Annotated in this window: 18 protein-coding genes; all 18 read left to right on the plus strand. The window is 44.4% G+C overall.

Annotated elements, in window-relative coordinates; all coding sequences use genetic code 11:
- The first annotated feature begins 316 nt into the window (after positions 1-316).
- The 18 genes from GJS45_RS14555 to GJS45_RS14640 all read left to right on the plus strand — a co-directional run bounded on the left by GJS45_RS14555 (position 317) and on the right by GJS45_RS14640 (position 22122).
- Complete coding sequence (locus tag GJS45_RS14555) at positions 317-1567, plus strand: glycoside hydrolase family 130 protein (RefSeq protein ID WP_317165107.1); 1251 nt, start codon at positions 317-319, stop codon at positions 1565-1567.
- Positions 1568-1694: 127 nt separating this feature from the next.
- On the plus strand, positions 1695-2591 hold the full coding sequence (locus tag GJS45_RS14560; protein ID WP_162342580.1) for an endonuclease/exonuclease/phosphatase family protein: 897 nt from the start codon (positions 1695-1697) through the stop codon (positions 2589-2591).
- Positions 2592-2635: 44 nt separating this feature from the next.
- Positions 2636-3181, plus strand: coding sequence for a macro domain-containing protein (locus GJS45_RS14565; protein ID WP_162342581.1), 546 nt, complete (start codon positions 2636-2638; stop codon positions 3179-3181).
- 75 nt (positions 3182-3256) lie between these two features.
- A complete protein-coding gene (pncA, locus tag GJS45_RS14570; protein WP_162342582.1) occupies positions 3257-3868 on the plus strand; it encodes a bifunctional nicotinamidase/pyrazinamidase in 612 nt (203 codons plus the stop codon).
- 160 nt (positions 3869-4028) lie between these two features.
- Positions 4029-7385 carry an AAA family ATPase gene (locus GJS45_RS14575; protein ID WP_162342583.1) on the plus strand — a complete coding sequence of 1119 codons (3357 nt, stop codon included), beginning with the start codon at positions 4029-4031 and terminating at the stop codon, positions 7383-7385.
- Positions 7386-7497: 112 nt separating this feature from the next.
- Positions 7498-8283, plus strand: a complete 786-nt coding sequence (locus GJS45_RS14580) for a methyltransferase domain-containing protein (protein WP_162342584.1) — start codon at positions 7498-7500, stop codon at positions 8281-8283.
- A gap of 87 nt (positions 8284-8370) precedes the next feature.
- Positions 8371-8760 (plus strand): group I truncated hemoglobin, encoded by a 390-nt coding sequence (locus tag GJS45_RS14585; RefSeq protein ID WP_162342585.1) that lies wholly within the window; start codon positions 8371-8373, stop codon positions 8758-8760.
- A gap of 41 nt (positions 8761-8801) precedes the next feature.
- Positions 8802-10205 (plus strand): FAD-binding oxidoreductase, encoded by a 1404-nt coding sequence (locus GJS45_RS14590; RefSeq protein WP_162342586.1) that lies wholly within the window; start codon positions 8802-8804, stop codon positions 10203-10205.
- 148 nt (positions 10206-10353) lie between these two features.
- Positions 10354-13092 (plus strand): hypothetical protein, encoded by a 2739-nt coding sequence (locus GJS45_RS14595; protein ID WP_162342587.1) that lies wholly within the window; start codon positions 10354-10356, stop codon positions 13090-13092.
- A gap of 44 nt (positions 13093-13136) precedes the next feature.
- Entirely contained in the window at positions 13137-14090 is a 954-nt protein-coding gene (locus GJS45_RS14600) for a hypothetical protein (RefSeq protein WP_162342588.1), read from the plus strand.
- 114 nt (positions 14091-14204) lie between these two features.
- Positions 14205-14780: a peroxiredoxin family protein gene (locus tag GJS45_RS14605; RefSeq protein WP_162342589.1), complete on the plus strand. Its 576-nt coding sequence runs from the start codon at positions 14205-14207 to the stop codon at positions 14778-14780.
- A gap of 67 nt (positions 14781-14847) precedes the next feature.
- The gene (locus GJS45_RS14610) at positions 14848-15243 is read left to right on the plus strand and encodes a protein-disulfide reductase DsbD domain-containing protein (protein ID WP_235954769.1); all 396 of its coding nucleotides are present in this window, start codon (positions 14848-14850) and stop codon (positions 15241-15243) included.
- 106 nt (positions 15244-15349) lie between these two features.
- Positions 15350-16414, plus strand: coding sequence for a glycoside hydrolase family 10 protein (locus GJS45_RS14615; RefSeq protein ID WP_162342591.1), 1065 nt, complete (start codon positions 15350-15352; stop codon positions 16412-16414).
- A 289-nt stretch (positions 16415-16703) separates the two neighbouring features.
- Complete coding sequence (locus tag GJS45_RS14620; RefSeq protein WP_162342592.1) at positions 16704-17939, plus strand: hypothetical protein; 1236 nt, start codon at positions 16704-16706, stop codon at positions 17937-17939.
- Positions 17936-18550 carry a hypothetical protein gene (locus GJS45_RS14625; RefSeq protein WP_162342593.1) on the plus strand — a complete coding sequence of 205 codons (615 nt, stop codon included), beginning with the start codon at positions 17936-17938 and terminating at the stop codon, positions 18548-18550. The genes GJS45_RS14620 and GJS45_RS14625 overlap by 4 nt, the downstream gene beginning before the upstream one ends.
- Before the next feature lie 71 nt (positions 18551-18621).
- On the plus strand, positions 18622-19356 hold the full coding sequence (locus GJS45_RS14630) for a hypothetical protein (RefSeq protein WP_162342594.1): 735 nt from the start codon (positions 18622-18624) through the stop codon (positions 19354-19356).
- A 277-nt stretch (positions 19357-19633) separates the two neighbouring features.
- Positions 19634-21157: an SDR family oxidoreductase gene (locus GJS45_RS14635; protein WP_317165108.1), complete on the plus strand. Its 1524-nt coding sequence runs from the start codon at positions 19634-19636 to the stop codon at positions 21155-21157.
- A 185-nt stretch (positions 21158-21342) separates the two neighbouring features.
- Complete coding sequence (locus GJS45_RS14640) at positions 21343-22122, plus strand: SDR family NAD(P)-dependent oxidoreductase (RefSeq protein WP_162342595.1); 780 nt, start codon at positions 21343-21345, stop codon at positions 22120-22122.
- Positions 22123-22181: the final 59 nt, after the last annotated feature.

Raw genomic sequence — 22181 nt, forward strand, 5'->3', positions numbered from 1 at the left:
CGCATTACGAGAACGAATGAGAATTATGAAAATTATTTTTTAATAAATGGCTGTAGCAAAAAGGAACCTGGAAAACATGTACGACAAGGCAATTAGAAAACCGTTGGTTAAAAGAACCAGAATTAAAATAGTTAGAAACTCGTCTCGGGTAATTACTCGGGCCCATGTTACCGACATCGCGCGTATACCGAAAATAATTGGGCGGGTACTCCAACTGACGGAAGCGAATGCCGAAGATATATTACACCATATATACCTCCATTTTGTCGGACGTCACAAGAATATAGATGATATTTTTAAGCGTAATTTTTCAAGAGTGTCGCAATATATCGCTCCGGAAACAACAGTAAGCCCTACCAAAGAGCTTTTGATAGGAGCCTTTTTTACCATGGAGTACTCTGTCGAATCAGCGGCCCTTTTCAATCCATCAATTGTCCCCCACCCCAACCAGGACGACCTACCTGATGGAAGTATCCGATTTATCATGAGCCTCAGGGCTACTGGCGAAGGACACATATCTTCCATTGTATTCCGGAGTGGTATTATAAAGGCCGATCGTACTTTTTTGATCAATCCGGTAAGTGAATTTGTTGATACCCCTAGAATCAGGCATGATCAGTCCTATGACCGTCATTTATTTGAGCTCAAGTTGAAAAGTATGAATGCCTGGAACGAAACAAGTGTCCGTGTTTTTGAAAATTTGGCTGACTCCTTCTCCATCAATGAATTAGAAAGTCAAGTAGCCGCCGTTCAGATGGATACCGAAGAGGCATTCGATACTGAGGCCATCAAAAATATAAACTGGCTGGCGGATTCCAATTATTTTATCAGGTTTGACAAAAACCATGATATATCCGAACACGTCATTTTTCCCATATCAGCGAATGAAAGCCGGGGAATTGAGGATGCCCGATTTGTGAAGTTTTTCGATGATGGCGGCACCGTTACTTATTATGCGACCTATACCGCTTACAACGGGGTTTCTATTCTACCTCAATTATTGAAGACAAAAGACTTTGTTAATTTTGACATCATTACCTTAAACGGTAAAGCCGTTCAAAATAAGGGGATGGCCCTATTTCCGCGGAAAATAAATGGAAGGTACGCCATGCTGTCTCGTGTAGATGGAGAAAACAATTACATCATGTTTTCTGACCACCTGCATTTCTGGGATGAAGCGATACTCCTTCAGGAGCCATCCTTGCCCTGGGAATTCTTTCAGATTGGAAACTGTGGTTCCCCGCTGGAGATCAACGAAGGTTGGCTAGTGCTCACCCATGGGGTAGGCGCCATGAGACAATACTTCATCGGAGCCATATTGCTTGATCTGGAAGATCCGACCAAAGTCATTGCCCGCCTGGAAGAACCCCTGCTCACACCCAATGAAGAGGAACGTGAGGGCTATGTTCCCAACGTAGTGTATTCCTGTGGAGCGTTGATTCATAATAATATTCTGGTTGTGCCTTATGCCATGTCCGATATTACTTCCGGAATCGCCACAGTCAGTGTACGTGATCTGATAGCTTGTATGAAGCCGGTTACTGAAAGCAAAAATGAATTGATTTAGTTGGATCAATACTGGCCTCTCCCTATTGCTTGTTTAAAAGAAGTAAGCATGGTTTGGGAAATTCAAAGTGGCAGGAGATTCATTTGCAAGGTTTCTAATCCTCTGGGAATTTTGTACCTTAACTTGCATGAGCTATTTATTCGTATTGCTTCTGACAAGCTACGTTTCGATTTTCGGGATTTCGACTCCGAAAATCCAGGTACCAGCGGAATTAATCATCGTTAACCTAAATATTCGCTATGATAATCCGAAAGATGGAAAGAATAAATGGGAAAATCGCCTGCCGATAGTTGCAGACTTCATTGCCGAATCTGCTCCCCATCTGCTGGGTTTTCAGGAAGTAACGCACCGGCAGTTACTCGATTTGAAAAGCATAATGCCGAATCATGATTTCGTCGGTAGGGGGCGCAAAGACGGGCTGAAGGGAGGAGAATACAATCCCATTTTCTATCGTAAAGATCGGTTTCATTTACTGGAATCCGGGACCTTTTGGCTTTCAGATACCCCTGAGGAGCCTGGTAGTATAGGTTGGGATGCGCAGCTTCCCCGGATAGTAACCTGGGCTAAACTCAAAGATCAGGAAAACGGAAAGGTTATTTTTCATTTTAATACCCACTTTGACAACAGAGGCACGGAAGCCCGTTTTAAGAGCGTGGACTTACTGGTCGAAAAGATGGAAGAGATTGCAGGTGAAGCACCGCTTTTAGCTACCGGAGATTTTAACATCCGCAAAGAACATCCCCGATATGGAAAAGAGCCCTATGTATATCTGATCGAGACGATGAGCCAACGATTGCAGATGGAAAGTGCTGAATTTGCAGCGGAAAAGGTGATTTCTGCCGGAGCTACCGGTAATGGATTTGAAGAAAACTGGCAGCTCCGGCCTCCTAATGCGGTGGATTATATTTTTGTAGATCCTGGCTTTAACGTTAACAGCTACCAGGTAGATAAAATCATTCAAGACGCTGTATTCATTGCGGACCATTGGCCGGTTTTGGCTAAATTGAAATATGGCAACCCTTGATCCACAATGCTTTGCAGGAAGTGAATTATTGATTATCTTAAAGCATGGCACATCAAACCATACAAACCATCCAAAATATTCAAGTTGAACTGGTACAGGGTGATATTACCCAACAGCCGGATGTTTCGGTTATCGTCAATGCAGCCAATGCGCAATTGGAAACCGGTGGCGGAGTGGCTGGTGCCATTCACCGTGCCGCTGGGCCGGCGCTGGCGAAGGAATGTAAACCCATGGCACCCATAAACCCTGGGGAAGCGGTTATTTCCAGCGGCCACCGATTGCCCAACGGCCATGTCATCCATTGTCTGGGTCCGGTGTATGGAGTGGACCAACCTTCCGATTCCCTGTTGGCTGACTGCTACCGAAATGCATTGCTCCTGGCTGATGAGTATAAACTTACTTCTATTGCCTTCCCTTCGATTTCTACAGGAGCCTTTGGTTATCCCATCAAAGCCGCTGCCGGGATAGCCCTGGACACTATCAAGAAAACCATACCTCACTTAAAAAACATCCAAAAAATCCGACTGGTACTGTTTGACCAAAGTGATTTTGAAACTTTCAAGAAAAGACTAGAACAGTTGGAGGATTGATCTTACGGCTACCTATATTAATGAACGGCAAATAGTGAAAGAAGAGCGCGCTATTTTGATAAGAAAATATAAGAAATGAATGCACTGTTAATTATTGACGTACAAAATGATTTTATCCCGGGGGGATCATTGGCTGTTCCTGGTGGAGATGAAATCGTACCGGTGATCAATGGCCTGATGGGTCGGTTTGAGTTGGTCTTGGCCACTCAGGACTGGCACCCCCAAGACCATATGAGTTTTGCCTCCAATCATAAGGGAAAAAAACCTTTTGAGGAGATCGTGCACCAAGGCTTGGATCAGATTCTCTGGCCAGACCATTGTGTACAAGGAACGTCAGGTGCCGCCTTTCATCCCGATTTAAATGCAAATCCAATAGAAGCAATTTTTCGGAAAGGTATGGACCGGGATATTGACAGTTACAGCGGGTTTTATGACAATGGCCATAAAAAAAGTACGGGACTTACAGGATACTTGAAAGAAAAGGGCGATCCTGTCATTTATTGCTGTGGATTGGCGGCGGATGTATGTGTTTATTTTACCCTAAAAGATGCCCTGCAAGAAGGGTTTGAGGTTACGTTAATTTCCGATGCCACCCGGGCATTGGATGATGAAAAATTTGCCGAAATGGAAAAAGAACTGGTGAGCTTGGGGATGGAGTCGGTTGAAAGTAGAGAGCTCACCTTTTAGGCGGGTTCCAGGTCCCGCTGTTCCCGATAATCGGTTCCCTTACGTTAAAATGGCTAAACTTCGCTGGATTGACAATGAGCCAATTTTTTGTTACATTGGGTTAATTGGTTGATTATCATCGTCTTCATCCTAAGGTTGAATTCAACAAAAAGATCGGGTCATGACTTCACCAGCAGCACTTTTATCTCCTACCTTAAAAATAAAACTCCTTGGTGGGTTTGCAGTTCATATTGAGGGACAAATGCTTTCCAGTTCGGCCATCAAGGGCAGAAAAGCCAGGTCCTTACTTAAGCTGCTGGCACACCAACGGCAATATCAGATGGTAAGGGATCATGCCGTAGATATTTTATGGCCTGAATTGGAAGCGGATGCAGCCAATGCACAATTGTATAAAGCCCTTTACCATATCCGAAAAGCCTTTGCAAAACACCATAAAGATGCGGGAAATTGGATTGGGATTACCGATGAACTTATAAAGGTCTCTCCTCCAGGGGGATTGGTTACTGATACAGCACTTTTCACCCAATCAGCTCGAATAGGACTAAGGGATAAAAATACAGCTGAACTGGAAAATGCTTTGTCATATTATTCCGGTGACTTTCTTCCCATGGACCGCTATTCGGATTGGGCTTCCTTTCCTCGGGAGCATTATCGTCAACTTTACCTGGATGTGCTTTCCGCCTTGGCAGAAGCCTATGAAAATCAAGGCAAGCTCTCTGAAGCTGCTGAATTGATGCGTCTTGCCTTGGATAAAGAGCCTACATTGGAAACCGCCCATGGTCAGTTGATGCGAATTTTTGTCAAGATGGAGCAGCCGACCCGCGCATTTCATCAATATGAAGTTTGCAGACAGACCCTTCGGGATGAACTGGGCATTAGTCCTTCACCAAATACCAGGAAAATCCTGGATGATGTGGCCGAAGGAAAACTCCGGGAAAAGAAGGAAGCAAGTTCTAATGGAACTTCCGGTTCTAGTTCCTCCTCCCCCCTTATCGGACGGGCTGAAGCCTGTGCCGCTATAGATCAGAGCCTTGAAGACTTAAGCAAAGGGATGGGTGGAAGCATGGTCCTATGCGGAGGAGCAGGTCTGGGTAAAACCCGCTTGGTTGAGGAATTACGCCTGCAAGCCCGGGAAAAAAGATTAAATGTCTTTATGGGATGCACCCATTCTGACCGGGGGAATAGGCTATACGAACCCTTCATTGATTTGTTCGAAGAGATACTCAGCCATCAATCTGGATTGAAAAATATTCTCCCCAATGAATTGGGATTCCTAATACCAGGTTTCGCCGGGAGTACGCAACCGTTAGCCCATGGAGACAAACGGGCCACAAAAGGAGATCTCTTTGCCCAGGTGCATCGGTTTTTTTGCCAACTTTCGCTGGCAGGTCCTGTTATCATCATTTTGGAAGACCTGCATGCTGCCGACCGCGCGAGCAATGATCTGTTGGCCTATTTGATTGAGCACCGCGGTCGGATGCCCCTCCTTTATGTACTGACTTACCGAAATGAAAAAGGACGGCCTTTATCCGGCCTGTTAGCTGATCTGCAGGGTCATTTAGGAGAAGTACTCGAACTTGGCCCTTTTACCTATGAAGAACACATCCAATTGCTCCAATCCCAGGCTGAAAATGAAAGGTTATCTAAGGAATTGGCCGAGAATATTTATCAACTTGCCGAAGGAAATCCTTTTTATGCCCTGGAGCTTTTTTTTCATTACAGGGGAAATGGCAATAGGTTCCTTTCTGAGAAGTTGGAAAGCCATGAAATACCATCCGCTGCAACAGGTACCCAAAAAATCCCACCGTCCATTTCCAAAATTCTTGAGCAGAAGCTGGAGAGGCACTCGCCTGCCGCCCGGCAATTGCTGTTTATTGCAGCAGTATTAGGGCGACAGGTACCTTACCAAATGCTGTCATCTATGTGGGAGGTCGAAAATGATGATGACCTGTTTAATGCGCTTGAGGAGGTCCTCCGGTCCAGGATATTGGAAGAGAACGGTCTTGATTATAGTTTTAGGCATGCACTGGATCAGGAAACCATCTATGCATCCATTGGTGAGGCCCATCGACAAATGTTACATCAAAGAGTAGCGGAAATGATTGTGGAAATGTCACCTGATACGACTGAAACACCCGCTGAATTAATTGCCTGGCATTATCTTGGGGCCAAAGAATGGATGAAGGCGGCCCACTATTTAAAAACTGCGGGTAGACGTGCCGATAAGGTTTATGCCCATGAAAACGCACTTCAGCGTTACAGGGAAGCCTACGATGTTATCAATAAAGAAATTCAGGCCTGCGGGAACAAGGTCGGGGATGCCAAAGCATTGAAGGCTGAAATAATGGAGGGGATCGGTGATGTTTACCGGGCCTCGGGCCAGCTTGGGAAGAGTTACGAAGCCTATGAAGAAGCCCTTTCCCTTGACGAATGCGTACCCATACGAGATCAGGAATTACAGGAACTTCATCGAAAAATGGCCGTCGCTGCGATTTTTCGAAAGGATAGTGAAACCTCAAAAAAGCATTTGGACAAAGCATTCGCACTTCAGACAAGTGAGCTCGGCCCTCAGGAACGCCTGTTGATTACCAAAGCGCTTTATCTATGGAACGTCAACCGATTGGATGAAGCTTATGGTATGGCCCAAAAAGCATTTTGGGGGGCTAAAGAAGCGGGTATGGAGGCAGAAGCCTCGCAAGCCTGCGAGATCCTGGCGATGACATGTCTTCCGCTTCGCCGTTTTAAGGAAGGCTTAAAATATGAGGAGGAACTTGAAATCCTTGGCTGGTCCCCGGAAATTCTTCTGGCAAACGATTTGCACCGGTGCTTGGGGGAGTTTCATATTGACACAAATCAACCTTTACAGAAACCACAATCATTATCTGAGCGGGTTTCTTTTCAGGTGGACGGTTTACGGTCCGTTTCTTTTAAAAAAATGACTGCGCAGGAAGGTTCTCCAGCAAGGATGGCCTATTCACATGCCCGGAAAGGTGTACTTCTTACCTTGACAGGAAACAAAGCATTGGGTTGGCAAACCGTACAGGACGGCTTTGTTTATGCCATGCAGGCCGGGGTGGGAGATCATTGCCTGCGAAGGCTTTATGCCATTGGAATCTGGAACAGAGTGGAAGCCCATGACCTTGAACAGGTGGGGGTATTGATTGAAAACACGGAAAAACTGCTGGCCCAATCAGCACCCTGCCCAGCCTGTATTTTGGAACTCTATCCCTGGTTTTCCTATTATTTTTTACAAATAAGGGAGTTGGGGAAGGCCCAGGAATGTTGTAAAGCCATCGCTGAACTTTCAAAAAAGACAAGTAATCCCACTGGCAGAGCGATGACAGCGATGATCAAATCCAGCTTTTGTGCAGCCCAAATGAATTGGGAGCAAGCAGGGGAATTCAAGAAAAAATCCCGAAGGATTTTGGAAAATGAAGTTCCTGAAGCCGTTAAACCTGCGATCGCAGACTACCTTAAACTAATGGCTGAACAACAGCGAACCCTTCAACCGATTTAGGAATTTTTCAGAAACCCGGGTTGCTACATTTTTCATCATTCAAACCGGAAGAAAACCGGAAGATTTGATTGGTAGTTTTGGGAAAAATCAAAAATCCATAAAACTACTAGTTATGCCTATTTCAAATACAAAATTAGATGAAGCATCGGTGTTTCATGCCGTAAAAGAAATGTATGAGGAAGTAGCCGTAAAACCTGAAAAGGGCTTTCATTTCCCAACGGGAAGAAACTCTTGCCTTTTCCTGGGCTATCCGGAGGAGGTGCTGAACGCCATTCCCGATACTGCCATTGAATCTTTTGCGGGAGTCGGCTATCCATTAATGGCTGATATGATCCGGCCGGGACAAACGGTGGCCGATATTGGTTCCGGTTCTGGTACCGATGTGTTGATTGCAGCCCTCAAAACGGGACCGGATGGTCAGGTTTTCGGCATAGACATGACCGAAGAAATGATTGCCAAGGCACAGAAAAACATCAAAAATGCCGGTATGCACCAGGCCAAAATAATCAAAGGCCGGGCCGACAAGGTGCCTTTGGAGGAGGCATCTGTAGATGTGGTAATCAGTAACGGTGTGTTCAATTTGGTACCTGATAAAGAAAAGGCCTTCCGCGAAGCTTATCGTATCCTCAAGCCGGGAGGTCAGCTTCAAATTGCAGACATCGTCCTTTCTAAACCGGTTTCCGAGACGTCGAAATCCAATCCCCAGCTCTGGGCAGAGTGTATTGTCGGCGCTGAACCGATAGATCGCTATTTGGAAATTATCCGGTCGGCAGGGTTCGAAAATGTAACCGTAATCGACCGTTTGGATTATTTCGACCGCAGTTCCAACGAAGGAACAAAAAAAGCTGCAAAAGGACTTGGAGCACATACTATCGTACTGACTGGAGAAAAAAATTAAAGCTTGACAGTACCTGTCAAACAGGACGATTGGGTGCCCCATTCAGACCGAAAAAACCTATTATTTTAAAATTAAAATTAGATAATTATGGAACCGAACACAAAGAACCAATCTCTATACGAGCGATTGGGAAAAGCCCAAGGCATTTCAGCATTGGTTGATGATATTGTAAAGGCACATATGGCTAATGATGAAATAAAGGCTCGCTTTTTACCCTATAAGGAAGACCCGGATAATTTGAAACAAATCAAAGACCACCTGGCAAATTTTCTTTGTGCCGGAAGTGGTGGCCCGGAACAATATACGGGAAGGGACATGCCTGCCGCCCATAAGGGAATGAACATCAGCGAAGCTGAATATTTAGCTGCAACCGATGATATTATGATGGTATTAGAACAACATGGGATCGATGAGGAATCCCAAAAAGAGGTGCTTGCAGTGGTTTATTCTCTTAAGGAGGAAATTGTCAGGCTTTAATTATGGAGCAAATATTTTAGGATCAGTGAATAAAACCAATCATGAATACTCAGAAAATCAATGAAGAACAGGTTAACGAACTAAAATCTCAAACTAGGGGCGAAGTAATTTTGCCGGAGGATGCCCAATATGACGAAGCGCGTGCCCTATACAATGGGATGATCGATAAATGCCCTGCGATGATTGTGCGGTGCAAAAATTCCGGAGATGTCATCTATTCAGTGAATTTCGCCCGAGAACATGATTTATTGTTGGCCATCCGTAGTGGAGGGCACAACGGTCCCGGTCTTGGTACTTGTGATGGCGGAATGATGATTGACCTTTCCTTAATGACAGGGGTTCAGGTTGACCCTGAAGATCGTACTGCCACCGTAGAAGCCGGATGTACCTGGGGGGATGTGGACCATGCGACTCATGCTTTTGGATTGGCCACGGTCAGCGGGGTAATCTCCACCACTGGCGTAGGCGGGCTTACCCTTGGGGGAGGTCACGGTTATTTGACCCGGCAATATGGGCTGACCATTGACAACTTGTTGGAAGCCGATGTGGTCCTGGCTGATGGGCGTTTTGTGAAAGCCAGCGAAGAAAAAAACGAAGACCTGTTTTGGGCCCTTCGTGGTGGAGGGGGTAATTTTGGAATTGTCACCTCCTTTAAATTCAAATTACATCCGGTAGATACGGTCATTGCAGGGCCTTTGTTCTGGCCGCTAGACCAACTTGAAACCACCCTAAAATGGTACAGGGATTGGCTGCCCAAGGCGCCGGAAGCTATCGGCTCATTCTTTTTGTTGGCTGAAATTCCTTCGGCACCCCCTTTCCCTGAATCGGTACAGGGCAAGAAAGTATGTGGGCTGATGTGGTGCCATACGGGCTCATTGGAAGAAAGCGAACGGGCGATTCAGGAAGCCCGGGAGGTAGCCGAGCCTCTATTCGAGCACACGGGCCCCATGCCTTATCCGGCTTTACAAAGCTTGTTCGATGTATTCTATCCTAAGGGTGACCAATGGTATTGGAAAGGCGATTATGTCAACGAAATAAGCGATGAAGCCATTGCCGAACACCTGCGTTTTGCAGAAGTACCGACTCCGCAATCCTGCATGCACCTCTATCCCATTAACGGAGCTGTAAACCGGGTGGATAAGCATGAAACAGCTTGGAGTAAGCGGGATGCCAATTGGTCGATGGTGATTGTTGGGGTGGATGCTGATCCAAAAAACAAAGATAAAATAGCCAATTGGGCTCGGGATTATTGGGAAGCCCTGCATCCGCATTCGGCCGGAGGTTCCTACATCAACTTCCTGATGGAAGAAGGAGAAGAACGGATTCGTGGTACCTATGGTGATAATTATAACCAACTGGTGGAGATAAAAAACAAATACGATCCTGAGAATTTCTTTAGGGTCAACCAAAACATTCAACCAAAACCAGTGGAGTTAGACCGCTAAAGGTTTTCGAATTTTTTGAATTCCGGGTTTCCTTTTCCGGAGTCCCTGAAACTGACATGAATAAATAGATTCATTATAATGATTGAGCGAGATGAAGACAAAATTTTATTTTCCCAGTTGTTCAATATTATTCGTGTTGATAGGCTGTATGCTCCAATCTTTAAATGCGCAGGAACGGATGCCGGTACAGCATTCCTTTCAAACCCTCCAACTTCTACTTCCTGAGCAGGAAAACCGACTTACCCAGGAGGAAGAGAAGTTACTTATCGAACAGTTAGTGGATAGGATGGAATACTGGAATGATCTTTCCAGAGAAAACGATCCTGGATGGAAAAATAAGGCGCTAAAGTTCCTGGTTAGTAATGGTGTAGAGAAATTTACAGGCATGGCAGCCAGATCACCAATTTTGAGTACCTCTCCTTTGAGAAACCATGTAAAGGCAACAGGAGGGTGGCTTGGTGAACAAGTAACGAACTATCTTTTTGAAAAGGATGCTCAGGAATATGCCCGTCTGAGGGACTTTAAAATCCGCGAAACCTTTGAACTTACGGCCAATGCCATTGTGGAAGACCATTGTTCGGGGGACGTAAATTGTATGGATGCGGTTTTTAGGCAGGTTTTAGATGATCCCGATGTGCAGGAGCAAATTCTTGAAGCGGACGCGTTGGGAGCCTTTGATGAGGCCCAAACAAGGGCCTATGTGAAAAATGCTCAGGAAAATTCGTTAAATAATTATGATGGGGCTATCATGGAAATTGACAACCTGTCGGCAACGGTCAATGCTGCGGTGTCTGATGTAAAGGCAACCGTGGTCACTAATTTTCAGGAGTTGATCCAAAACCAGGAACATTTTATCCATACCGCGGCCGAAATCATGCATTCCCAACAGGAAAATACCATTGCCCTGGCAAATCTTCAGGAGATTGTAACCAACAACCTGGAAAATATCGATACCAAAGTCGATAATATCACCGTAACACAGCAGGAAATCTTATTTATCTCCGAAGCGATTCAGGATGGAATCGTAGAAATCGATAGCAGAGTCATTGCTCTTTCCGAATCTTTTGAAGCCATGCGGAAGGAAGAAAAGATTGAAGAAATCCATCAAATTTTCGAGAATTCACCGATCAACAAAAAGATTGAGGCATTGGACAATGAAAACAGTGCCATCAGTATGCTTCTGGGAGAGGAGAAAAGACAAACCGTTCTAGAGAATTTAAGGAAAGTCAAAAAGGAGCAAGATATAATTAAAGCAACCGAGATCATTGGTAAGGCTGGAACAGTGGGCCGGGAGGCACTCAGTGTTTTTTGCCAGAGCCGGGACTGCCACCCTGAAATTGAAAAGAGCATCGACCTGGGTTTGGCCCTTACCGATATCGTAGGCAATTTCACTGCTGGAAACTGGGCCAAGGCCAGCTTAACGGCCCTGGGCATATTTAAAGAACCGCAACCAGGTCCCGAATTAAAAATGCTCAACCAAATTAGTAAGCAATTGGAAGGTTTAGAGGCCAATATGAACCAGGGTTTTAAGAATGTGCATGAACACCTTTTTGCCCTTGAGGATAATCTGGGACAACGTCTTGATATCATTGATATAAAATTAGATCAGCTTTCCAGGGAATTGATCCAAACCCGCCAGGATATCTTACAAAGCCTGGGCCGTGTGGATACAAAATTAAACTATATTGTCAACCAAAATGAATGCATCAAGGAGCTTATTCTGGAGGTAACCCTGGAGCAAAATCAAGACCTCTGCAGGTCCCCGGCAGAGACTTTTACCAAAAGGATCGCAAACGAAGAAATCTCGGATTATCAGGATCTGGAAAATTTCTTTCGGGGTGGATCCTGTGGAAGTTGTATTGCAGCGCTGTTAAAGGTCAAGGAACAGCCTCTTTCTCCTTTTTTCCGATATGTTGGGTGTAATCCGGAAGGAGAAAATAACAAAGCAGCCCCCAACCGGATATATGATTATGCCTTTAACAAACTCCTGGACGGAACAGGGACGAATAAAAATACGGTCCATTCACTTCTATTTGTTCCGAAAAATTTAAGGTTACTGGATTCATTGAAAAATGCGTTAAAACCTCTTGAAGACAGCATTACATTTGATCTAAAGAAAGAAGACAGCCATTATCGCAATTATGGCGCTGTTTTGGATTATGCCCGTTATGTGCTCAATTTATTCCCCTTTTTGGAGCTTTATGACGGTGGGGAATTGTTGCGTCCGGAGGAAATCCGCAACAACCCCGGGTTCTCAAAAGAACGTAGCCTGTTTTTGATCAGCCAGCTGGAAGGAACATTGGATCTTATTAATCATACCATTTTCCAGCAATCGCTGATGGCAGGCAATGGGGTATTGACTACCGTTGATCAGATGTTGGAGGAGGGTCTTTCCGGTTTTGATGAAAGTGGCGTTTTTACCCTCCGGGATCTATTTTCCTATAACCCCTATTTTAGGAAAAATTATTCAGCTCATCTGCTGGATGAGGTAGTAGGTCTTGAAAAGATAAAAGACTTGATTGATCATGACCGGCTTAAAGAAGGGCCCCAAAGGATCGTGATGAAGGGCTACAATATTCAAATCTTTGAAGAAGAAAATGCACCTGTTTTTACGGTCAGCATCAACAATCGCAAAGAACCGGAACAACATAGTACATTGTTTGACGGCTATCTTCCTGTGGCGGATGGCAATATCGATGAGGAGACCTACCAAAGAAATCTGGAATTTGCGTACCCTTCCTCCATCACCGAACTTTCAGAAATGAAGCAACTGGTAATTAATAAGCTTGGCGAAATGCGGATGATTGCTTCTTCTGAGCTTGATGAGTCGGGCACTGAACTTTCAAGTGCGGATTTGGCCGATTTGATAGTGCTGTTCAAAGAATAAACACAGGCTTCAAAATTCAGAAATGAACTGAAAAAAATATAGTGATGATTCCGATAAGATTCTTTTCTCTTTCTCTGATGGTAATTGGTTTATGCATAGGCCATAATACAGCAGTCTTTTCTGAGGAGCTCACTCGGCTTGTGCAAGATGGTGTTCCTGAGAAAGGTTTACCAAAAGAAACCAATCTTCACTTAGATAAAAACCTGACCGAATATATCAACGCCCAGGCCGAGTTGGATGGTGCGGATCAGGTAGTACTAATTGCGGATTCAGTGTTTGTCACGCAGGCGGTAACTTTTAGGGAAGTAGATTTAGTTATTGTTACCAATTATTTCAGTACGGATGGAAACCAGGTGGATGTCCTTCCTGCCCCAACAAACAACGAACGAAGTGGAATTTCCGGTAAAAATGGCAAGGAGGTCCAAGTTATAGCCAAACATATCGGGGAGGCCGAATTTCACCTTCCCGGAATGGACGGAACAGATGGTAAGGATGGCAGCAATGGAAAAAGCGGAAAGAAAAGTGAAGTGAAGAAACATGGAGATGTAAGTAAAGGCACCGCTGGTAACGATGGACAGGATGGAGGAAGTGGTGGAAAAGGTGGCCAATTGGTCCTGCATGCCGGGAATGATGGTTATCCGGTACGATTGACCGCACCAGGAGGAAGCGGCGGTAGTGGGGGTAAAGGTGGTACCGGGGGGACCACCTTCATTTGGGTATTTACCCAACCACCCGGGAAATCCAAAAACCCGGATCCGGGACGGCCTGACCCCGGTGGGAATGTCCAGATTCAAAGCCAAAATAATCAATCAGCTATAAAGAGCAGACAGGAAAAGGATGGGCAAAATGGCAAAAGAGGAAGAAACGGATTGGATGGAGAAAAGGAAATAGAGGTGCTGTCCGATCAACAATTTGCAGGAGCGGTCCGCAGACATTATCATTTTGATTGGCAAAATTTAGATCGGACAGGCTGGCAAATTCTTTTCAGAAAAAAGTAAGAAATCCCAATAATACCAAGGCAATTCAATATTCCATAAAGGGTTGATAACTGGAACTTTATAAATTTATTGTGTACATTTATTATAGCTTTCAATTCCATAAAGACATAAATTATGACTTTAAGAATAATTTCCATTTCGTTGTTTATCTTGTTATTCGGCTCAGCCGGTTTGCTAGATAATGGCGCAATAGCACAAAGCAAAGAGGAGGTATCGGTGGAGGGAAGCAGTGCCCCTGAATTCAGCCTCCCGGATCTGAAAGGGGAGCAAGTAAGCTCAGATGATTACAAGGGGAATTACGTGGTGATCCATATCGCCACGACCTGGTGCCCGTTTTGTAATGCGGAAGCTCCCCATTTGGAACAACTCAATCAGGATTACGAGGATAAGAACGTCAAAGTACTGATTATTGACGTCAAAGAACCCAAAGATTTGGTAAAAACCAAGTTGAAAGATCGTTTTAACCTCTCTTTTCCGGTTCTATTGGATTCTGACGGGTCTGTGGCGGCAAGTTTTGCTCCTGAAGGTGTGCTTCCCGATTTGGCCCGTGATGAGGTCATGCTTGCTTCCAATATTTTGATCGACCCCAAAGGGAAAATTCAATTCTTTTCCCTCTTGGACTCCCAAAACTTTGATGCGAAATTGGTGGATTTAAAGGCCAAACTCGATGAATTACTTGCCTCGGAATAACATCCTTATATTTTATTTTTTGATTTTACCTTTTACTGCATTTGCTCAAGTTGAGGAACGCAGGTTTGTGGAATTAAAATCCGAGCCGGAATTAAGGTTGGCACCGGGTGAGGAAAATCAATTGATAGTTTCCTTTCTTATCAAAGAGGGTTACCATATTCAGGCAAACCGGGTTAAAGATGAAAACCTTATTCCTACTAAATTATCCTTTGAATCGGCTGAAGGTTTACGTATTGGAGATCCAGTTTATCCGCAAGCGGATGAATTCAGGATGGAAGGTGTCAAAGAACCTCTGGCTGTATTTGGAGACACCTTGAAAATCCAGCTTCCGGTCAAATTAATAAATACGATGGGGAAGCAGCGGTTCCTTATTAAGGGGCAATTGTATTACCAGCCTTGTGATGCTTCCAAATGTTATTATCCCCGTGAGTTTGATTTTAACCTGAGTATACGGGTGAAGTAACGAGGATAATTTTGCCATAATAGGAGTAAAGGAAATGGTCATCCCCTTCCCTATAAAGATATTCTATCCACCTTATGATATCGATTATTTGTGATACCTTTTGACTATGAACAAGTTATTTTGGTTGCTTCAGTTGATGATCCATTGTACTGCCTATTCGCAAGGAATCCATAAAGGCAGCTTTGTCAAAGGGATCTATGGCAATCCGGAAAGGATCCTTGAGGCAGGCTACGCGTTTGACGAATTGGGGGTGAATGCCGTTTTTGTCAGAAGGTCCTCATTAAATCAGGAATTTTATCAACAAGCCAAAGCCCAGGGATGTAAGGTATTCGTGGAATTCCCTACACTTAATGGCAAGGGCTACATCGAAGGCCATCCTGAAGCCTGGCCCATCAATGAAAAGGGAGAGCCCGCAGGTCCTGCAGATTGGTTTATGGGCGTTTGTCCTACCGATCCCGGTTTCCAGGCCCTCAGGGAAGAACAACTCAGGGAAACGCTTGCCAACTATTTGGTAGATGGCGTGTTTTTGGATTACCTTCATTGGCATGCCCAATTCGAAACGGACCAACCTTTACTGCCAGAAACCTGTTTCTGTGACCGATGTACCCGACTTTTTGAAAAGGCCAGGGTCCTCCAAATTCCTGAAAAAGATATATCGGCCAGGGCACAATGGATATTGGCCAATCAGGAATCCGCCTGGCGGGACTGGCGAAATGGTATTTTGAATAAATGGGTGAGCGATATGGGCAAAATCCTTACCGAAAACCAATCTGATGCCCTTTTAGGAGCCTTCTATTGTGCCTGGTTTCCAGAGGACCATGGTGGAGCCTTGTACAATACCCTGGGCATCGATGTGCCTTCTTTGGCCGAACGGGTGGATGTGTTGGCCCCCATGCTTTTTCATCGGATGTATGCTCGACCGGTAAACTGGTCGGGGGACTACCTGGATTGGCTGAACAACACCATCGATTCGCCGGAGCCATTGGTCTGGCCCATTGTTCAGGCGCACAACAAACCCGGAATCGTCTCCCCTGAGGAATTTGGCAAGGCCCTGCAAGCAGGTTCTCAGCCTCCTGCATCGGGTATTATGATGTTTTCCGAACAGTCGCTCATGGAAAATCGGGAAAAGATGAAGGTGATGCAAGATTTTTATCAGAGAACAAAACCGTAGTATTTTACAAATGACTCTTCTTAAGAAAGCGAAATTTTAATGAAGGCAGCAGGTAAATTTCCGGCAAAAGCGTTAAGGTCTTTTTTCCACCCTGTTTATTTTTCTATTGCGTGAACAGAGATATTCTCATTAAGTGTAGGTGCCTTTTTAAACAGGTTGGTTGGGGTCATGGAGGCAAAATTTGTTGAAGAGTCATTTTTATTGTCTTAAAATTTAGGTAAATTATACTCGGTTAATAATCAGACAACTATCCAATAATTCCTTTGATTGACCCGTAAACTTGGGAACCATGAAAAAGCTAACTACTCCTTCTTTCAGCGTTTTCCTTTTTTTGCTGGTATTACTGAGTCATCACTTTATCGCCTTCGGGCAGAGGCCTCCGACCAGTGGACCTAATCCGGATGAAACTAATTTGACACCTTATATTATTGGGGGAACTGGTTTGCTGATGGCGGCCGGATCTTATTTATACCTTAAAAGCAGGGGACCAAAAATTCCGGTCACAGACAATCTTCGGGATTATTTGTGGCGTCAGAATATCATGCCCTCACCGGATGCCCTGGACCTGATGTATGAACTCAATCCCAGCCTTAGGGGAAAGGAATTAATGCGCGAGAAAAAGAACTTGCTCACACCGGAATTTCCCGAAATTCCCGAGGAGATGAAACAATTAGCGGCTGATGTGCCCCCTCCCACCCATGTCATACCGGACAACCTAAAGGAATTGATGGAGCAATTCAAATCAAGTCTGAGTGCTTTCCGAAATATTAGTGTGGCAACAGCTAATCCGAATGCTCCAAAGGGAGCCTTTATTGAGGTCCTGGGCAATTTGGAGGGTTTCCTTACCGCACCCGAAAGGAATACTGAGGCCAGGAACGCCGTAAAGGACCAGTTATTGACCGATCTTATCAGGGCGATCAATCAAACCATGGATGATGCCATCCAGACAAGGGAACTGTCAGAGGACCAGCTTTTTCTTTTACATGCCATAGCAGAGGATTTGGAGAATTTGCTTTTCCCCAACCTCAACTCCCCACCACCGGTGGCGAGTACGAGTATAGGTGAAGACGGAGACCATTTTGCGAACTGGGATTCGTTTTTGGCATCGGCCGATAAACATTCCAATGAAAACGGGGATCATCAACCGGATTTGAAAGGAGATATTCGTGGAGGGTTGATGGATCAAAATGAAAATGCGGATGTAAAGTGGTTCGCATTTGCCGTTTACAAATACGATACGGAGGGAGACCTCGTCACCAAAGGAAAGGAAGTAGAAAAAAGGTACCAAATATCCTATGCTTCACCTGCCTTGAAAGATATCGAGGGAAGCTTTCATGCCATTAATGGAAACGCTTCTTATGGAATTGCCCTGCTGGGAAATGGGAAATATTTTATAAGAGTCAAAGATGGGGAAGTAGAGGTGCCTGTTCAAAACCCGATAATCCATTTTGGACTGGCCTTTCAAAATCCCGTAAAAGAATTGCACAATGACTTGACGAAGGTTATTATCTATTTATTAGAGTGATCAAACTATTACAATATCGGGCCGCATTGGTGACAGTTATGTTTGGACTGTTTGGCGGAGCCATTTCCAATTTTTTGGTGATAGAAGAATATTCGTGGATTTACGTTGGGTTAGCGAGTATACTGGGGCTGACCGTCAATTTGCTTGTCTCCTTTTTACTGAAAAGCAGATGGTCCAAAGGTATCAAAAATAATATAAAAATGGTATGTATCTTTTTGTTTACGGCCATGGTGGTGAACTTATACATGCATACCAAATTCTTTTTGGAAAGGACCTTTGCCTATAGGGATTTTAATAATGAGGTGACCTACTATGTGAAAGGAACAGAATATACGTCCCTGGCCAAAGCCTTTAAGCTCGCCAATCCTCAAATCGAAAGTGATGCCGACCTTATCATGGAAGGGTTTGGGTCTCCTTTGGAAAAAGGTAAAGTGTGGACGGAGGCTTCCATTATTGAAAGCTGGTTAAAATTAATTTCTTCCTATGCCCTGTTTATCATTTTTTTTGTGGGCCTTATCTCCGTTTTGATCGAAGTCTTAATGGGTCAATACGGGAAAAGCACCGCAAAATCCATGGAAATTATTTCAGCTAAAAGTACAGAAGAGGGTTAGCTGTTTAAGGTAGAAATCAGTTTTGAGCTTCCAAGAATCAAGATAGAAATAAAAGAAAACCAAAGGATCCTATGAAAAACGCAACAATGTTCCGATTCAGGCCAATCTATTGGGGCTTGATCCTTTTTATTTTCGTTAGTTGTGAAAACTTTGATGATTTGACCGATCCGGTTTTAGTTAGGTACAATGTCCCTACCGAGGTGCTGGAAATGGTTTTCACCCCAGATATTCCAAGTGATATCAAAAATGTGGATAATTTCCTTGATCGGATAAAGCAGCATGGAATGGTCATTCATGAAGGGAACAGCCCTCCCGCTATACCCGGTTCGTTTAGCAATTTTACACCAGGATTCAGCATTGGGAATCATTGCATTTACGATGGAAGTAATTCAGAAAATGAGGGGTTTAGTTATGGCAGCTACGAGGAAATAATTCGGGTGCATACGGATCAAAATCAAAACAATTTTCTTGGCGATATTTCTTATACCTCTATTTTTAATCCGGATTATCCCGATTACCCAGTAGGTCTTGACAGTGGATCAGGCAGGGGATATGTGTCTGGCGAGGGTGATGATTTCACCATCTTCACAAAAGTTACGAACGGAAGCTATGGAGATGTCAGCTATAGTGCCATTTGGATCATTTCCGGAACTTACGCCTACATTGTAGGCAGTCAATATGAGTTGAGAAATGTTACCAAATGCATGATAATGCTGGAGAAAAGTGAGGATCCTGGGGATAGGGTAGCCAACAGAGGAACGGTGAGGATTTTCAAGGATGATGCCCCCCAACGGATTCGCGATTGAAGAAGTGGAAATTACCCTTTCAAAAATGCTTGCGAACCAGAGAATAGCTATAGGATAGCTTACAATTGAAAATACGTTCCGAGGTGACATTAAGCAAAACCTAAGGGAACAAAAAAGAGCATTATGCAAACCAATTTGTAGGCTCAGGAATGTCATGCGTTAACCTGTTGCTACTCCTCTAACTTGGAATACTATCAAAGTATGCCGTTAATTTGGCTGGTAACCGCTTGCTGATATCAGTCGTAGTGAGGATTTGGTATATTACCAGAGAAAGCGATTGATCGAAAAATTTTGGCCAAACAACTTACGCTACCTTTCGTTTGGTTTGGGTGTCGTACATGCGTACCTTGACAATAACCTCAAAAACGACACCTTGAAAATATTACTTACAGGAGCTACAGGATACATTGCCCAACGTTTATTGCCGGCACTATTGCAGGAAGGGCATCAGGTGGTATGTTGCGTGCGAGATAAAAACAGGTTTAATGCGGAGCGATTTCCCCCGGAAAACCTTAGCGTGGTGGAAGTTGATTTTCTGGAGGAGAAAAGCCTTCAGAATATCCCTAAAGACATTGACCTTGCCTACTACCTCATCCACTCCATGTCTACGCAGAGCGGAAAGTTTGAAGAAATGGAGGCTACTTGTGCGATTAATTTCAAAAAAAGGATCGAGGAAACATCGGCCGACCAGGTCATTTACCTAAGTGGTATTGTGAACGATGAGGAGTTGTCCAAACATTTATCCTCCCGCAAAAACGTGGAAGGGATTTTATCGGATGCCCGTTTTGCGCTTACCACGTTGAAAGCAGGGATTATTGTTGGGTCCGGCAGTGCTTCCTTTGAAATCATTCGGGATCTGGTGGAGAAGTTGCCGGTTATGATCGCTCCCCAATGGCTGAAAACAAAATGCCAACCCATTGCCATCCGCAATGTAATTCAGTTTTTAAAAGGTGTTATTCTGAAAAAGGAAACCTACAACCAAAGTTTCGATATTGGAGGACCGGATATCCTGAATTACAAAGAAATGTTGTTGCGTTTTGCAGAAATCAGGGGACTGAAGCGAAGGATTGGGATTGTGCCGGTCATGACGCCAAAAATTTCATCCTACTGGTTGTACTTTGTTACCTCAACCTCTTATGCCCTGGCCCAGAATCTGGTCAACAGCATGAAGATCGAGGTTATTTGTACGCCCAACAACCTGGCTTCCACGCTGGGCATCACCCTTATTGGCTATGACGATTCCATCCGCCTGGCGTTTGATAAAATCGAACAGAATCAGGTTCTATCCAGCTGGAAGGATGCCCAAACCAGCGACCTGCTGCAAAATGGGCTCAGCCAGTACATGGAGGTACCCGTAAACGGTTGTTACGTGGAGGTTCGAAAGCAGGCGATTGATAACCCGGAAAAGGTGCTGCAGAATATCTGGAAAATAGGTGGAAAGCAAGGCTGGTATTATGGCAATTGGCTTTGGGAGATCCGAGGCTTTATGGATCAGTTGGCAGGAGGTGTAGGCATGCGCAGAGGACGGAAAAGTGATACCGAGATTTCTGCTGGAGAAACATTGGATTTTTGGCGGGTACTCATTGCCAGCAAATCGGAAAAACGGCTCTTGTTGTATGCAGAAATGAAACTACCGGGGGAAGCCTGGCTGGAATTTAAGATTGTGAAAGACGAGTTGGTGCAGACCGCCACTTTTAGGCCCCTAGGCCTGCTCGGCCGGGTTTATTGGTATTCCGTTTTCCCCTTTCATGGGTTTATTTTTGGGGGGATGATCAGAAATATCATCAAATACAACCCCTAAGTTAAAGGCCTACTGATAATTTCGATTACCTTAATAGCAATAGATTTTTAAATTTTGGCTTCTTTTCAGTTCCAAAACTCCTGCATCTAACTTTTGATATTCAATTCTTATTTTCGAAAAAAGAATGATTTTTCCATTTTAAGAGGTAAATTCAAAAGGTAATAAATTTCTGACAATCAGACCTTATGAAAAAAACAGCCTTGATCACCGGTGCCTCGGATGGCATTGGTTTGGAGTTGGCCAAAATCCATGCTTCCAAGGGAGATGACATCGTGCTAGTGGCGAGGACCCTATCCAAATTAAACGAACTTAAGAAGCAGTTGGAAAGTGAGTTTGGAATACAGGTTCACACCATTCAGAAAGACCTTTCTGTCCCCAATGCTGCCAGGGAAGTGTACGACGAAGTGGCAAAAAAGAATATATCCATTCAGCACCTGATCAATAATGCCGGGTTTGGTGATTTTGGATTTTTTCACGAAAGTGACTGGGAGAAGCAAGCAAAGATGATCAACCTGAATATCATGGCCCTGACCCAATTTACCAAACTTTACCTGGAGGATATGATCCGGCAGGGAGGAGGTAAGATCATGAATGTGGCTTCCACAGCTGCTTTTCAGCCAGGTCCAATGATGGCCGTTTATTTTGCCACGAAGGCTTATGTGCTCCATTTTTCTGAAGCCATCAATAATGAAGTGAAAGAAAACGGCATATCGATAACCGCTCTTTGCCCAGGTCCTACAGAGAGCGGATTTAAAGCAGGGGCAGAAATGGAAGAGAGCCGCCTTATGAAAGGGAAGAAACTACCATCCTCCAAAGAAGTTGCTGATTTTGGATACCACAAAATGATGCAGGGTAAAGCAGTGGCCATTCATGGTTTGAAGAATTTCATTTTATCGAATTCGGTACGATTTGCGCCCCGGTCCCTTTCCGTTAAAATCGCCAGATCAGTGATCAAAGAAAGTTAGTTGAAATGGGGTTAGGTTTCATTTTTTAAGGTATTCAATCGTTATTCTAAAAGAACTGC

Source organism: Cyclobacterium salsum (assembly GCF_010119245.1).
In the GTDB taxonomy this organism is placed as follows: domain Bacteria; phylum Bacteroidota; class Bacteroidia; order Cytophagales; family Cyclobacteriaceae; genus Cyclobacterium; species Cyclobacterium salsum.

Excerpts from the sequence above, each read along its gene's own strand:
- GJS45_RS14575 (WP_162342583.1), top strand. The coding sequence starts at position 4,029 with ATGACTTCACCAGCAGCACTTTTATCTCCTACCTTAAAAATAAAACTC.
- GJS45_RS14605 (WP_162342589.1), top strand. The coding sequence starts at position 14,205 with ATGACTTTAAGAATAATTTCCATTTCGTTGTTTATCTTGTTATTCGGC.
- GJS45_RS14590 (WP_162342586.1), top strand. The coding sequence starts at position 8,802 with ATGAATACTCAGAAAATCAATGAAGAACAGGTTAACGAACTAAAATCT.
- GJS45_RS14640 (WP_162342595.1), top strand. The coding sequence starts at position 21,343 with ATGAAAAAAACAGCCTTGATCACCGGTGCCTCGGATGGCATTGGTTTG.
- GJS45_RS14595 (WP_162342587.1), top strand. The coding sequence starts at position 10,354 with ATGCTCCAATCTTTAAATGCGCAGGAACGGATGCCGGTACAGCATTCC.
- GJS45_RS14630 (WP_162342594.1), top strand. The coding sequence starts at position 18,622 with ATGAAAAACGCAACAATGTTCCGATTCAGGCCAATCTATTGGGGCTTG.
- GJS45_RS14580 (WP_162342584.1), top strand. The coding sequence starts at position 7,498 with ATGCCTATTTCAAATACAAAATTAGATGAAGCATCGGTGTTTCATGCC.
- GJS45_RS14600 (WP_162342588.1), top strand. The coding sequence starts at position 13,137 with ATGATTCCGATAAGATTCTTTTCTCTTTCTCTGATGGTAATTGGTTTA.
- GJS45_RS14620 (WP_162342592.1), top strand. The coding sequence starts at position 16,704 with ATGAAAAAGCTAACTACTCCTTCTTTCAGCGTTTTCCTTTTTTTGCTG.
- GJS45_RS14560 (WP_162342580.1), top strand. The coding sequence starts at position 1,695 with ATGAGCTATTTATTCGTATTGCTTCTGACAAGCTACGTTTCGATTTTC.
- GJS45_RS14615 (WP_162342591.1), top strand. The coding sequence starts at position 15,350 with ATGAACAAGTTATTTTGGTTGCTTCAGTTGATGATCCATTGTACTGCC.
- pncA (WP_162342582.1), top strand. The coding sequence starts at position 3,257 with ATGAATGCACTGTTAATTATTGACGTACAAAATGATTTTATCCCGGGG.
- GJS45_RS14585 (WP_162342585.1), top strand. The coding sequence starts at position 8,371 with ATGGAACCGAACACAAAGAACCAATCTCTATACGAGCGATTGGGAAAA.
- GJS45_RS14565 (WP_162342581.1), top strand. The coding sequence starts at position 2,636 with ATGGCACATCAAACCATACAAACCATCCAAAATATTCAAGTTGAACTG.